This window comes from Streptomyces sp. NPDC001231 (assembly GCF_042896885.1).
In the GTDB taxonomy this organism is placed as follows: domain Bacteria; phylum Actinomycetota; class Actinomycetes; order Streptomycetales; family Streptomycetaceae; genus Streptomyces.
In genome coordinates this window covers 100,938-114,285 of sequence record NZ_JBIAXS010000025.1, presented here as the reverse complement: position 1 = coordinate 114,285, position 13,348 = coordinate 100,938, and the positions used below count along the sequence as shown (strand labels likewise).

Sequence of the window (13,348 nt, the reverse complement as noted above, 5' to 3'; positions counted from 1 at the left end):
AGATCGTGTCCCGGGCCTGTGGGAGCCGGTCCGGGCCCGACCGCGCCCCTCCAGGTCCTGTCCGGGCCCTGTGGGGGCCCTGTGCGGGACGGGCTGTCGCGACGCCTGCCGGTGACTGTCACGACGCCTGCCGGTGTGCGGCCGGTCTGCGCAGCAGGGCTCTGATCGGGTGCCACAGTTCCGGGGCGCCCACGGTGTCACCGGGTGACGTACGCCATATCAGGCCGTCGGGGTGGTGCAGGACCGCGGTGACCTCGTCCGGGGTCGGCGGAGCCGCGTTGCCCCGCAGGTAGACCGCGCGCAGGCCCAGGTTGCGCAGCCGGGTCAGGGCCCGGGCGCGGTTGTGCGCGTGGACGAGCACGCGCACGCCGTCGGCGCCGTCAAGGGTGGGGCTGGGCAGGTTCAGCGCCACCACCACGGTGCCGTTCGGCAGCTTGCAGAAACCTCCTGCGGCCATGCGGTCACTCCCCCGTTCCGGTCGGTGTCAATAAGCGGGTCACAGGACGCACCTAAACACGATCGGCGGCAACCCGCCAGGGGGTTGCCGCCGATGTGCGCTTGACCTGCGTAAACGCTGATTACTTCAGCGCGCCGCCGATCTCGATCTCCATCGTGGAGCCGTCCTTGGCCTCCTTGGTGATCTTGATCTTGGTGTTGGTGTCAGTGATCTTGACACCGCCGGCCGGGTTCGCGGGGTCGTAGTAGGTGTTGGCGCGGTCGTTGAAGACCGACACCCCCTTCGACGACTTGATCTTGGTCTTGACGCCCGCCTTGTGCAGCGTGATGCCGTCCGTGCCGTACAGGCTGAACGTCGAGTCGTAGGTCTGGATGCGGTTGCGCATCAGCGCGCCGTCGGACCACCGCAGCGCGTCCGGGTGCGAGTCGACCGGGAGGATCCGGCCGACACCCGGGTGCTTGCTGGTGTTGTTGTCGGCCTGGGAGGTGTCCCACTTCCAGATCAGCAGGCCGTTCTGGTACGGGAAGTGCTCGACCCAGTCCGGACGGTCGGCGAAGCCGAAGTTGTACGGGCCGGTCTCCAGCGTGGTGTCGTACGACACGTACTGGCGGTTCTCGGCGATGTAGTACTGCTTGTAGTCCTTGGTGAAGGACGCGCCGATGCGGGAGAAGCCGTTCGCCGTCCACGCCGGGTCCGCGCTCTCGGCGTCGTCCGCGAAGACCACCGAGCCGTCCGCGGTCAGCGTGATCCGGTCGGCCGTGAAGCCCTTCAGCGCCACTCCGCCGTCGGTCTGGTAGCGGAAGCGGAGCAGGACCTTCTGACCCGCGTAGGCGTCCAGGGAGTACGACAGGTTCTTCCAGCCGTCGACCGTGCCGTGCAGGGCCGGGTTGCCGCTGCCGTCGCGCGGGATCGGCTGGCCGTTCACCGTGCCGTCGAGTGCGGTGTAGTTGGCGCCGCCGTCGGTGGAGACCTCGGTGTAGAGGAAGTCGTAGTTGGCCTCGATGTCGTACCAGCCGTCAAGGGTGAGGGCGGCCGACTTCTTGCCGGTGAGGTCCATGGACCGGGTCAGGGTGTTCTTCAGGTTGTTGGCGCTGCCGCTCCACCACTGGGTGGCACCCTGGGCCGGGGTGACGATCGTGGTGGTGACCGCCTTGTCGGGCAGGGAGACCACCACGGCCTGCCGGTGCTTGGTGTTGTACTCGGACAGGCCCAGCTTGTGCGCCGAGTTCACGCCGGCCTTGGCGACGTCGTAGTTGAGCCAGCCGAGCTGGAGCTTGTCCCAGGCGTTCATGTCGCCGGGCAGGTCGCCGATGGCTTCCTTGCCGCGGCCGAGCCAGGAACCGGAGGACATCAGCGTCCAGAAGCCGGTGGAGTTCTCGCCGCCGGCGGTGTCGTACTCGTCCGGCAGGCCGAGGTCGTGGCCGTACTCGTGGGCGAAGACGCCGAGGCCGCCGTTCTCCGGCTGGATGGTGTAGTCGCCGACCCAGATGCCGGTGTCGCCGATCTGCGCGCCGCCGAGCTTGTTGTACTCGGGGCCGGTGGCGCCGGCGTCGGTGCCGAAGGCGTACCAGCGGTGGGCCCAGATCGCGTCGGTGCCCTGGGCGCCGCCGCCGGCGGACTCGTCCTCACCGGCGTGCACGATCTGGAAGTGGTCGATGTAGCCGTCCGGCTCGTTGAAGTCGCCGTCGCCGTCGTAGTCGTAGCGGTCCCACTGGTCGTACTGGGCCAGGTCCGCCTTGATCTGGGCGTCGGTCCGGCCGGCCGCCTTCTGCTGGGCGACCCAGGCGTTCACACCGTCGCTGACGATGTTCCACACGCTCGGGCAGTTGGTGGAGCCGCAGGCGTTGTTGCCGTAACGGGCCTCGTTCCAGGGCACCTTGACCCAGTCGGAGACCTCGCCGTCGACCGAGTAGCGGCCCGAGGACTGGGTCTCGTAGTACTTCTTCACCGACTCGGTGTTCTTGCCGGTGCCGAAGTACAGGTCCTGGAAGTGCTGCTGGTTGTAGTCCTTCTGCCAGGCCGTGGAGTTGTCCTTCTTGCGGTCCGGCGCGGCGATCTCGTTGTGCAGCGGACCGGGGGTGCCGCCGTACTTCGGGTCCGTCTTGTCGCCGAACTCGACCAGGATGGTGAAGATCTTGTCGGTCTTCTCCCGGCCCAGCTCGACGTACTTGGTGTCGCCCTTCTTGCCCTTGAGCTCGACGACCTTGGAGCCCTTGCGGTCCTGCACCTTGGTCTTGCCGGCGATGACCTGGCTCAGGGCCTCCTGGCGCTGGGCCTTCTGCGTCTTGCTCAGCGGGCCGTCGAGGTCGTGCGAGTGCTGCCCCACCGGCTGCGGGTCGTGCCGGTTCACGGAGGCGGAGTCGGCCGTCGTCGCGGCCTCCGCCACGGCGAACGTCGAGAACGTGGCGGTGGCCGCCGCGAGCGCGACACCGATCGCGGTCGTTCTGAACGTCCAGCGTCTACTGGTCACTTGTGGTCCTCCCCAGCCGCGTCCGTGCGCGCGGAAGGGGGGTCATGGGCCATGGAAAGGTCCGCGCACGATGAACGCGTGTAGTCAAGTGACGTCATTCGACTAGACGTTCGCAAGAAAAAACAGACCTTGACTTGAACCCGTCAAGTGCATTATGTGGAGCGGGTGTTCGCTTTGCGGACACCGGTGCACCAGGGCCGAACGGCCCCGCCGGGCGCGTGCGCCCGTCCACTCCGTGGACCGCATGACTCCGTGCGCCCCCCGTGCACCGGCACCATGGGTTAGGTCGTGCTTACCAGTGGTTCCACTCGGGCACACAGGCGAATAGAGTCGATTGGCGGACCGCCAGGAAACCGGTGGAATGCCAGGCCGATGCCCACGTCACACCTACAGATCCCTGTCCGCACCCTCCCCCGCAGCGAGAGGCACGGGGGGAGACCCCCACTTCCGAGGACCGATTGCCATGCCTCGTCCCACCGCCGCACAGCTCGCCTACGGTTCCTGCACCGTGATCTTCTCGACGCTCGCCATGCTGCTGCTGTCCCGGACGACTTCGGGCCTGGGGATCGTGGTCATCGCCCTCGCGGCACTCGCGCTGGGGCTCCTGGTCGCCATGACGGTGCCGATGCCGAAGGCACGCACGGCCGAGCCGGCCGGCGCCAGGCAGGCACGGGTCCAGACGCGCGTCCGGGCGCGGGCACACCGGCAGCCCGTCACGGCCGGAGTCGAGCCGGTACGGGGGCCGACGGCCTCCTGACCCCCTCCGGCGTTCTCCGACCTCCTCCGAAACTCCTCGCCGCCCCGGGCCGAGGTCAACCGGTGCTGACCACCACCGTCTTGGCCGCCTTGTCGTGCAGGCCCTGCTTGTAGGGGCGGTCGAAGAAGCTCCAGCCGCCGCTGATCGCCAGCCACAGGCAGGCGCAGCAGAACCAGAAGGGCACCCAGAGCACCGCCGCGCGTGCCAGCGCGGTCGGGACGGACGGGGTGGAGCCGTCGTCGAGGTTGGCCACCCGCATGTCCAGCCATTTCTTGCCCAGGGTCTGCCCGTATCTGGAGATCATGAACGTGTCGTAGGCCATGTAGAACACCACGCCGACCACCGACTGCGCCACGGACTTGCCGACCTGCACGTTCTCGGCGTTGACCACGTACTCGTTGACCCGCAGGCCCCAGGTGACCAGGGTGACGACGATGCCGACCAGGACCAGGTCGACGATGCGGGCGAGGGTGCGTTTGCCGCTGTCTGCGAGCGGGGGCATACCGGCGAGCGGGTCACCGCCGTAGGGACCGCCGCCGTAACCGCCGCCCTGCGGGCCTCCACCGTAGGGGCCGCCACCGCCGTGGCCGCCGCCCTGCGGACCGTAAGGCCCCCCGCCGCCCTGCGGGCCACCGCCGTACGGCCCACCGCCCTGTGGTCCGCCGCCGGGGGGTGGTTGCTCGCCGGGCGGCGGAGGCTGCTCGCCGGGCGGCGGGGGCATGCCTGCTGACGGGTCGTCGGAGTACGGGGAGCCGCCGGACCGTCCGCCTTCCTGGGCGTCGCCCCACGCGCCGCCGCCCTGCCCGTCGTCGCCCCGCGCGTTCTCGCCCCACGGACCCTCGCCGTGGGGTGGTCGCCGTCCCCCGGGGGTAGGGGGCTGCGGTCCGGAGCCGGGGGGCGGTTCGGTGCTCATGCGCCGAGTGGATCGCGAGCCCGGCCGCCGCGCACCCGGTGCGCGGCCGGACGGATGAGACCGGCGTGAACGAGACCGACGTGGATAGGACCGGCGTGCATGGGACCGGCGTGAACGAGACCGACGTGCATGGGACCGGCGTGCATGGGACCGGCGTGCATGGGACCGACGTGCATGGGACCGACGTGCATGGGACCGACGTGCATGGGACCGGCGTGCATGGGACCGGCACGGACAAGGCCGGCGTGGATGAGGCCGGCGCGGGTGCGGAGCCGCCCCGCCGGTTTCCTCAGCCCGCCACGAACGTGTGCGCCGCCTTGTCGTGCCAGCACTGGCGCCACGGCCGGTCGAACAGGCACCACGCCATGCCCACCAGACCGATGCCGAGGAGTCCCGGGACACCCCAGACGAGCCAGCGGCGCAGGGCCGGGCCGAACGACGGGGGCTCGTGGCCCTCGATGTCCCGCACTTCCAGGCCGCACAGCTTCTTGCCCAGAGTGCGGCCCCACTTGGCTGTGGGCAGCACCTCGTAGACCACGCCGAAGAGCAGCAGGACGGCGAGGACCACGCCGAGGTACGTCGCCGTGGTGCCGTCCAGGAGCCAGACCGTCACCGTGCGGCCGGAGAGCCGGGCCTCGTCGATCTTGCCGTTGACGTGGTCGATCGCCTTGGTGCCGAGCGGTACGGCGGCCACGGCGGTGACGCTCCCGAGGACGACCGAGTCGACGATCCGGGCGGCCAGCCGCTTGCCGAGGCCGGCGGGCCGGGCCGCGGCCTGCCGCCGCGCCGCCGCCTGGAACGGGTCCTCGACCGGCGGCTTCCAGGGCGCCACGGGCTGCTGCTCACCCGACCCGGCGAGCCGGTGCACCTGCTGCGCCCAGGAGGACTGCCCACCACCGGCACCACTGGTCAGCGGCGTCCCGGCGGGAGCGCCGGGGCTCTGCGGCCCACCGGGCTGAAGGGGCGGGGCCGAGGGGGAGGACATCGGGGGCGCCGCCGGGCCGGAAGCCTGTGCGGAGGCACCACCGGGCCGGGCCCCGGCCTGGCCCGGCGGCTGCGCGGCTGCCGCCCGCGCGGCGGCGGCCTTTCCGGCCCCGAAACCGGGACCGCCGGCACCACCGGCGGCGGGCCCACCGGCAGCGGGGGCCCCGGCGCCGCCCGGCAGGCCGGAGCCGGACGCGGCCCCGGAGACGGGCGAGCCCTGGCCGGGAAGGCCCGGCGTGCCTGCACCCGGAGTCCTGGGGGGCACCGCGCGGAAGGTCATCGTGCCCTCGTCGACGGGCGTGCCCGGTCCCGGAACACCGGGGACGGCGTCACCCGGGGTCCCGGGAGTGCCGCCCGTCGTGGGGCGGCGGAAGACGAACGTGCCGTCGGAGCGGCCCCCGTCCCGGGCCTGATCCGCGTCGGCCGGCGCCGGGTCCGCCGTGTGGGCCACCCTCGGGTCGGCCGGGGCGCCCCAGGAGACGCGGTGGTCCTGCCCGCCGCCGAAGCCGGACTGCCGGTTGCGGTCGGCGCCCCACGCCGACGCCGGTTCGGGCCGGCCGCCCTGCGGTGCCGCGGCGGGATTCGGGTCGGCGACGGGGTCCTCGTCGAAGAAGTGCGGTCCCGTCTCCTCCACCGCCGGGACCGCCGCGGGGTGCACGCCGGGCGGCGGTCCGAGCGGCTCGCCGTCGGTCGGTGCCGGGCGGCTGGTGCCCGGCACCCAGGCGGCGCCGTTCCAGTACCGGACGTAGCCAGGGATGGACGGGTCCGGGTAGTAGCCTTCGCGTGGCCTGTCGTCACCGGGTGCCGGGGTTGGGGCGCTCATGTCCGTCGTCCCGTATCTGCTCGGAGGTCGTCTTGGGGGCCTCCACATCTATCAGACCGAGGCAGCCGACACCGCCGGACCGGCCGGACCCACTCCTTTCCGGGCAACCTCGTACACATACTTCACGATCACGCGAGATCCGGATCGAAAAAGTTCGGACAACCCGCGTAATGCCCGGCGTCCAGCGCCCTCTCCCTTCACACGGGCCCGCCGAGAGGCCCGTGGGAGAGAGGAGAGAACCATGCGGCACACCGTGGTGGAGCGCGAACTGGAGCTGAGACTGATCCTGTCGCCCGAGTGCGGCATCCCCGTCCCGGCACGGCTCGCCTACCGCACCGACGACCCGTACGCCGTGCACATCGTCTTCCACGTCGACTCCGAGCACCCCGTGCGCTGGACGTTCGCCCGGGAACTGCTCGTGGAAGGGGTGTTCCGGCCGTGCGGGGACGGCGACGTGCGGGTGTGGCCGTCGAAGGCGCTGGGCCGCAGCGTGGTCCTGCTGGCACTGAGCGCGCCCGACGGCGAGGCCCTGCTGGAGGCGTCCGCCGCGCAGGTGTCGGCCTGGCTGGAGCGCACGCTGCGCCTGGTGCCGCCGGGCACCGAGGGCGAGCAGCTCGGCATCGACGACGAGCTGGCCGGGCTGCTCGCCCAGTGAACGCGGGGGCGTCAGAACAGCTTGCCGGGGTTGAGGATGCCCAGCGGGTCGAAGGCCTGTTTGATCGCCCGCTGCATCTCGACCCCCACCGGGCCGATCTCGCGCGCCAGCCACTCCTTCTTCAGCACGCCCACGCCGTGCTCGCCGGTGATGGTGCCGCCGAGTTCGAGGCCGAGGGCCATGATCTCGTCGAAGGACTCGCGGGCGCGCCGCGACTCGTCGGGGTCCTGTGCGTCGAAGCAGACGGTCGGATGGGTGTTGCCGTCGCCCGCGTGCGCGCAGACCCCGATGGTGAGCTGGTACTTCTCGGCGATCCGTTCGATGCCTTCGAGCATCTCGCCGAGCCGGGAGCGGGGCACGCACACGTCGTCGATCATCGTCGTGCCCTTGACGGCCTCCAGCGCGGTGAGCGACAGCCGCCGCGCCTGCAGCAGCATCTCGGACTCGGCGTCGTCGTCGGCGGGGACGACCTGGGTGGCGCCGGCCGCCTCGCACAGCGCGCCGACCGCGGCGAGGTCGGCGGCCGGGTCCGGCGTGTCGAACGCGGCCAGCAGCAGTGCCTCGGTGGTCTCCGGCAGGCCCATGCGGGCGAGGTCGTTGACGGCCTTCACCGTCGTACGGTCCATGAGTTCGAGCAGGGAGGGCACATGTCCGCCCGCCATGATCCGGCACACGGCGTCGCAGGCGGTGGCCGCGGAGTCGAACTCGGCGGCCAGCACGAGCTGTTGCGGCGGCTGCGGCCTGAGCGCCAGAACGGCCCGCACCACGATGCCGAGCGAGCCCTCGGAGCCGACGAACAGGCGGGTCAGGTCGTATCCGGCGACGCCCTTGGCGGTGCGGCGGCCGGTGGACATCAGCCGCCCGTCGGCCAGCACGACGTCCAGGCCGAGCACGTACTCGGCGGTGACCCCGTACTTCACGCAGCACAGGCCACCGGAGGCGGTGCCGATGTTGCCGCCGATGGTGCACATCTCCCAACTGGAGGGGTCCGGCGGGTAGTACAGGCCGTGCTCGTTCACCGCGCGGGAGAGCGCGGCGTTGACGACGCCCGGCTCGACGACCGCGACCCGGTCGACCGGGCTGATCTCCAGGATGCGGTCCATTTTGGTCAGGGACAGCACGATGCAGCCGTCGGAGGCGTTGGCCGCGCCGGACAGGCCGGTGCGGGCGCCCTGCGGGACGACCGGGACACGTAGTTCGGTGGCGGTGCGCATGACGTGCTGGACCTGTTCCACCGTGCGCGGCAGGACGACGACGGCCGGGGCGCCGGACGGGCAGAAGCTGGCCATGTCGTTGGCGTAGGAGGCCGTGACATCGGGATCGATGAGGACAGCCTCGGCCGGCAGGCCCGCGAGGAGCCGATCGGTGAGGTTGTCCTGGGCTTCGTCGGGTGCGGCTTCAATGCGGCTCACGATCACAGCCTCGCACCCGGGGCCACGGGTGTGAACCCCGCCCGCCGCGGCTCGCTGGTCGCGGCGGGCGGGCGGAATGCCCTGGGCTCGGTGCCCGTGGGCGGGCTCGCGGCGGGGGCTCAGAGGTTCCCGCGGCGCTCCTGCTCGCGCTCGATCGCCTCGAACAGGGCCTTGAAGTTGCCCTTGCCGAAGCCCATCGACCCGTGCCGTTCGATGAGCTCGAAGAAGACGGTCGGGCGGTCCTGGACCGGCTTGGTGAAGATCTGCAGCAGGTAGCCGTCCTCGTCGCGGTCGGCGAGGATCTTCAGCTCGCGCAGGGTCTCCACGGGCACGCGGGTGTCGCCGACCCACTGGCCGAGGGTGTCGTAGTAGGAATCGGGGGTGTCCAGGAACTCGACACCGGCGGCGCGCATCGTGCGTACGGTCTGCACGATGTCGTTGGTGTTGAGCGCGATGTGCTGGACGCCGGCGCCGCCGTAGAACTCCAGGTACTCGTCGATCTGGGACTTCTTCTTGGCGACGGCGGGCTCGTTGATCGGGAACTTGACCTTGAGCGTGCCGTCGGCCACGACCTTCGACATCAGCGCGCTGTACTCGGTGGCGATGTCGTCGCCCACGAACTCCTTCATGTTCGTGAAGCCCATGACCTTGTTGTAGAACTCCACCCACTCGTTCATGCGGCCGAGTTCGACGTTGCCGACGCAGTGGTCGACCGCCTGGAAGACGCGCTGGACGGGCGGCTCGACGATGGGCTTCGCGGTCACGTAGCCGGGCAGGTACGGGCCCTCGTAGCCGGCCCGCTCGACCAGGGTGTGGCGGGTCTGGCCGTAGGTGGCGATCGCGGCGAGGACGACGGTGCCGTGCTCGTCCTTCAGCTCGTACGGCTCGGTCACCGAGCGGGCGCCGTGCTCGATGGCGTAGGCGTACGCGGCGCGCGCGTCCGGGACCTCGATGGCGAGGTCGACGACGCCGTCGCCGTGCTCGGCCACGTGCTGGGCGAGGAAGGTGCCCCAGTCGGTGGCGGGCTTGATCACCGAGGTGAACACGAACCGGGCGGAGCCGCTCTCCAGGACGTAGTTCGCGGTCTCGCGGCTGCCGTTCTCCGGTCCGGAGTAGGCGACCAGCTTCATGCCGAAGGCGGTGGAGTAGTAGTGCGCCGCCTGCTTGGCGTTGCCCACGGCGAAGACGACCGCGTCCATTCCCTTGACCGGGAAGGGGTCGGCCTGCCGGGCGGTCGCGTCGGGAGTGAGGTGTGTGGTCTGCGTCATAGCGGAAGCGTCACCCGGTCTCGCAAGGTGCGCAATAGTTCGCACATTCACTGGGCAATGTGCTCGGTGAAGGCAGCGCACCTTCGGACTTTCTGTACAGGATGACCATTCGGGAGGCGGGACGCGTGGCGATCGATCATCTGGACGGCCGCATCATCGTGCTGCTGGCGCGCGAGCCGCGCGTCGGCGTGCTGGAGATGTCACGGCGGCTGGGGGTGGCGCGGGGGACGGTCCAGGCACGTCTGGACCGTCTTCAGGCGCGCGGGGTGATCCGCGGCTTCGGTCCGGAGGTGGACCCGGCGGCGCTCGGCTATCCGGTCACGGCGTTCGCGACGCTCCAGATCCGGCAGGGGCAGGGCCCGGACGTGCGGGCCCATCTGGCGACCGTGCCGGAGGTGCTGGAGCTGCACACCACGACCGGCACCGGCGACATGCTGTGCCGCCTGGTCGCCCGCTCCAACGCCGATCTCCAGCGCGTGATCGACCGGGTGGTGGGGTTCGAGGGCATCGACCGGGCCTCGACGGCGATCGTCATGGAGAACCCGGTGCCGCTGCGGATCATCCCGCTGGTGGAGCAGGCTGCGGAGGAGTGAGAGGGACTACTTCCAAAGAACTCGTTGCAAAGCCTTCTTTGCAACGCTATCTTTGTATGCATGGCCGAACCCCTGGACCCTCGGGTCCGCCCTCTCGATGCCCGCTCGCTGCGTGGTCTGGCGCACCCCCTGCGCATGCGGCTGCTGACCGCGCTGCGACGCAGCGGGCCGGCCACCGCGTCCCAACTGGCCGCGAAACTGGGTGAGTCCAGCGGCGCCACCAGTTACCACCTGCGCCAGCTCGCCGCGCACGGCTTCGTCGAGGACGCGCCCGAGCACGGCAAGGGGCGGGAGCGCTGGTGGCGGGCGGCCCACATGGCCGAGAGTTTCGACGACACGCTGCTGAGGGACCCCGACCCCGAAGTACGCGGCGCCGCGGACCTGTTCATGCACGAGGTCGCGAACCAGCGCACTCAGGAGCTGGCGACCTGGCTCGGCACGAGGAGCGACTGGTCCGAGGCATGGACCCGCGCCGCGGACATGAGCTCCTGGACGCTGCGCCTCACGCCCGAACTCGCCCTCGAAATGATCGAGAAGATGCACGGGGTCGTGGAGAGCTACCGCGCCCTGGCCCCCGCCGACGGCACCCCGGACACCGAGCAGGTGCGCGTCCACACGCACGTCTTCCCCACTCGTACGGACTGAGAGGCAGCCCCATGCACGCCGAGACCCACCTCATCCTGCACCGCACCCGCGCCGCCGAACTCCGGGCCCAGGCCGCGGCGCACCACGCTGCCGCCCAGGCCAGGCAGCCCGGCGCCCTCCGTACCCAGCTCGGCTGGACCCTCGTTGAACTCGGCCTGCGTCTTGCCGCCGCTCCCAGGACGGCCCCCGCCGTGTCAGCGGTCTAGCAACTCGGGACCGTGCCCTTGCCGTTCTCCAGGGCCACCAGCGCGCCGACCGCGCCCTTGAGGGTGGTCACCGGGACCAGGCGCAGTCCCTTGGGCAGTTCGGCCTTGGCGTCGGCGCACTCGGCCTTCGGGACCAGGAAGACGGTGGCGCCGTCCCGGTGGGCGGCCTGCGTCTTGAGGGCGACGCCGCCGACCGCGCCGACCGTGCCGTCGGCGTTGATGGTGCCCGTACCGGCGATGGTGCGGCCGCCCGTGAGGTCGCCGCCGTTGCCGTCGCCGTGGAGCTTGTCGACGATGCCGAGGGAGAACAGCAGGCCCGCGCTGGGGCCGCCGACGTCGGCGAGCTTCAGCGTGACCTTGACCTTCTTGTCGCTGACACCGAGGTACTTCAGGGCGGCCCGGGTGGCCGCGTCCTGCGACTGCCTCATCTGCTCGGTGTTGTGCTGCTCGATCTCCTTCAGGCTGTTGCCGCTCGGGTAGACCGCGTCGCGCGGCATGACCGCCCGGTCGGTGGCGAACCAGCCGTCGATCACGTCTCCCAGCGAGACGTTCGCGTCCGGGCCGGTGGCCTCGATGGTCGTCATACGGAGCTGACCGCTCGTGTCGCGGGTGGGGGCGCCGGAGATGGTGATGACCTGGGTGCCCTTGTTCTCCCCGAGCACGTTCGCCGTCATCCCGGGCTGTGCCACCGAGAACGGCAGCGGCGCGAACACCGCCGTGGCGATCAGAGCCGCGACGGGCACCGCACAGACGGCGAGGGCCTGGGAACGTGTGAGGCGAGAGAGCACGGGATCAATCTATCCCCCGAACGAGATCCGGCCACCCGACAGCCGTTCCCGCCCACCGGGGGCGGCCATGCCGCCGAAGACCGGGACGGGTGGGCTCGGGGGCACGGTACGAGTGGGCTCGAGGGCACGGTACGGGTGGGCTCGGGCACCGCACTCCGGCGGGACGGCACAGGGCGAGCTGCTGGGTGGCACGAGGTCGGCCGTCGTCACGGCGCGAGGTGCGTGCAGTGGCGCGGCACCCCGAGGCAGTGGCTGGTGCTGTGACCGGAAAGGTTCGCCGGGAAGCTCGCGGCGTCCGGTGCTGGGGGCACCTCCCACGCCGTTCGGGCAGTGGGGGAACATCGCAAGGCGGAGCATGACCCGCGTACTGGATGTACTCGGGTGATGCGACAACGCGGCTGGGGGTCCCCCCTGCTCGAAGAGCTTGGGGGGAGCCGTGCCGGGCGTCGCGAGCCGGTGAACCTTTCCGGTCACAGCACTAGCGGAGGGCCTCCGCTACCTCGCGGGCCGCGTGTACGACGCGTGGGCCCACACGTTCCGGTACGGAGTCCGCCAGCATGACGACCCCGACGCTGCCCTCGAGGCCCGTCACGCCGAGCAGCGGTGCCGCCGCCCCGCAGGCCCCGGCCTCGAGTTCGCCGTGGGTCAGCGTGTAGCCGGGATCCACGGCCGGCTGCAGGCGGGCCGCGAGTATCGCCTTGCCCGCGGCGCCCCGTTCCAGGGCGTGCCGGAAACCGGCCCGGTAGGCCACGTGGTAGTCGGTCCACGTCGGTTCGACCACGGCGACGGCCAGCGCCTCCGAACCGTCCACCAGCGTCAGATGCGCGGTCGCCCCGATGTCCTCGGCCAGCGACCGCAGCGCGGGCAGCGCCGCCTCCCGTACCAGCGGATGCACCTGGCGGCCCAGCCGCAGCACTCCCAGCCCGACCCGGGCGCGGCCGCCCAGATCACGGCGGACGAGCGTGTGCTGTTCCAGGGTGGCGAGCAGCCGGTACACCACGGTCCGGTTGACGCCCAGTTTGTGCGACAGCTCGGTGACGGTCAGCCCGTGGTCCGTCTCGGCCAGCAGTTTGAGGACTCTCAGTCCCCGGTCGAGCGTCTGGGAGGTCTCCGCGGTCACGACGCCCACTCCTTAGTGGTGAGGTCGGCGGCCCTCTTCGCGTCGGGCACGTCACCGGGTCCCGTCGGTGACGTGCAGCAGAGGCCGCCGATCGGCCGGCGGTCCGGGCCGCCCCGGACTGAAGTCGCTTCACGGCTGCGCTCCGCGGCGGCGTGGCCACGGTGCGTCGGCGTAGCGGGACATTAGCGAAGCCGGTTCGCTGAGCGGAAGCCTCCGTCCAGAATCCGGTCACCGTCCGGTACGGAGTGCGATGTTCA

General features: G+C 71.1%; 13 protein-coding genes. 5 read left to right on the top strand and 8 right to left on the bottom strand.

Going from position 1 to position 13,348, the window contains the following annotated elements; genetic code table 11:
* Nucleotides 1-118: 118 nt before the first annotated feature.
* Nucleotides 119-457, bottom strand: a complete 339-nt coding sequence (locus ACFY3J_RS27695) for a hypothetical protein (RefSeq protein WP_384179457.1) — start codon at nucleotides 455-457, stop codon at nucleotides 119-121.
* 121 nt (nucleotides 458-578) lie between these two features.
* Nucleotides 579-2,927: an immune inhibitor A domain-containing protein gene (locus tag ACFY3J_RS27690; RefSeq protein WP_390841960.1), complete on the bottom strand. Its 2,349-nt coding sequence runs from the start codon at nucleotides 2,925-2,927 to the stop codon at nucleotides 579-581.
* Nucleotides 2,928-3,390: 463 nt separating this feature from the next.
* Between ACFY3J_RS27690 and ACFY3J_RS27685 the strand changes: the two genes are divergently transcribed.
* Complete coding sequence (locus ACFY3J_RS27685; RefSeq protein ID WP_390841959.1) at nucleotides 3,391-3,684, top strand: hypothetical protein; 294 nt, start codon at nucleotides 3,391-3,393, stop codon at nucleotides 3,682-3,684.
* Nucleotides 3,685-3,739: 55 nt separating this feature from the next.
* Here the strand turns inward: ACFY3J_RS27685 and ACFY3J_RS27680 are convergent, their stop codons facing one another.
* Both ACFY3J_RS27680 and ACFY3J_RS27675 read right to left on the bottom strand, forming a co-directional pair.
* On the bottom strand, nucleotides 3,740-4,597 hold the full coding sequence (locus tag ACFY3J_RS27680) for an RDD family protein (RefSeq protein ID WP_384179464.1): 858 nt from the start codon (nucleotides 4,595-4,597) through the stop codon (nucleotides 3,740-3,742).
* Between the two features lie 289 nt (nucleotides 4,598-4,886).
* Nucleotides 4,887-6,404 carry an RDD family protein gene (locus tag ACFY3J_RS27675; protein ID WP_390841958.1) on the bottom strand — a complete coding sequence of 506 codons (1,518 nt, stop codon included), beginning with the start codon at nucleotides 6,402-6,404 and terminating at the stop codon, nucleotides 4,887-4,889.
* A 241-nt stretch (nucleotides 6,405-6,645) separates the two neighbouring features.
* Between ACFY3J_RS27675 and ACFY3J_RS27670 the strand changes: the two genes are divergently transcribed.
* Nucleotides 6,646-7,059, top strand: a complete 414-nt coding sequence (locus tag ACFY3J_RS27670) for an SsgA family sporulation/cell division regulator (protein ID WP_384179468.1) — start codon at nucleotides 6,646-6,648, stop codon at nucleotides 7,057-7,059.
* Nucleotides 7,060-7,070: 11 nt separating this feature from the next.
* Here ACFY3J_RS27670 and ACFY3J_RS27665 read toward each other — a convergent pair whose 3' ends face one another.
* Both ACFY3J_RS27665 and hppD read right to left on the bottom strand, forming a co-directional pair.
* Nucleotides 7,071-8,477, bottom strand: a complete 1,407-nt coding sequence (locus ACFY3J_RS27665; protein WP_390841957.1) for an FAD-binding oxidoreductase — start codon at nucleotides 8,475-8,477, stop codon at nucleotides 7,071-7,073.
* A gap of 113 nt (nucleotides 8,478-8,590) precedes the next feature.
* Nucleotides 8,591-9,739 carry a 4-hydroxyphenylpyruvate dioxygenase gene (gene hppD, locus ACFY3J_RS27660; RefSeq protein ID WP_384179472.1) on the bottom strand — a complete coding sequence of 383 codons (1,149 nt, stop codon included), beginning with the start codon at nucleotides 9,737-9,739 and terminating at the stop codon, nucleotides 8,591-8,593.
* Between the two features lie 125 nt (nucleotides 9,740-9,864).
* On the opposite strand from hppD, the gene ACFY3J_RS27655 reads away from it, so the two are divergent.
* Genes ACFY3J_RS27655 through ACFY3J_RS27645 form a run of 3 tightly spaced genes read left to right on the top strand, consistent with a single transcriptional unit; the run spans nucleotide 9,865 to nucleotide 11,183 of the window.
* Entirely contained in the window at nucleotides 9,865-10,332 is a 468-nt protein-coding gene (locus tag ACFY3J_RS27655; RefSeq protein ID WP_225078626.1) for an Lrp/AsnC family transcriptional regulator, read from the top strand.
* A gap of 60 nt (nucleotides 10,333-10,392) precedes the next feature.
* Nucleotides 10,393-10,977: an ArsR/SmtB family transcription factor gene (locus tag ACFY3J_RS27650; protein WP_384179474.1), complete on the top strand. Its 585-nt coding sequence runs from the start codon at nucleotides 10,393-10,395 to the stop codon at nucleotides 10,975-10,977.
* A gap of 11 nt (nucleotides 10,978-10,988) precedes the next feature.
* Nucleotides 10,989-11,183 carry a hypothetical protein gene (locus ACFY3J_RS27645; RefSeq protein WP_384179476.1) on the top strand — a complete coding sequence of 65 codons (195 nt, stop codon included), beginning with the start codon at nucleotides 10,989-10,991 and terminating at the stop codon, nucleotides 11,181-11,183.
* Here ACFY3J_RS27645 and ACFY3J_RS27640 read toward each other — a convergent pair.
* Together ACFY3J_RS27640 and ACFY3J_RS27635 are read right to left on the bottom strand one after the other, a co-directional pair.
* Nucleotides 11,180-11,971, bottom strand: coding sequence for a PDZ domain-containing protein (locus ACFY3J_RS27640; RefSeq protein WP_384179478.1), 792 nt, complete (start codon nucleotides 11,969-11,971; stop codon nucleotides 11,180-11,182). The two genes, ACFY3J_RS27645 and ACFY3J_RS27640, sit on opposite strands and share 4 nt — an antisense overlap.
* A 478-nt stretch (nucleotides 11,972-12,449) precedes the next feature.
* Nucleotides 12,450-13,091, bottom strand: coding sequence for an IclR family transcriptional regulator (locus ACFY3J_RS27635; protein WP_384179480.1), 642 nt, complete (start codon nucleotides 13,089-13,091; stop codon nucleotides 12,450-12,452).
* Nucleotides 13,092-13,348: the final 257 nt, after the last annotated feature.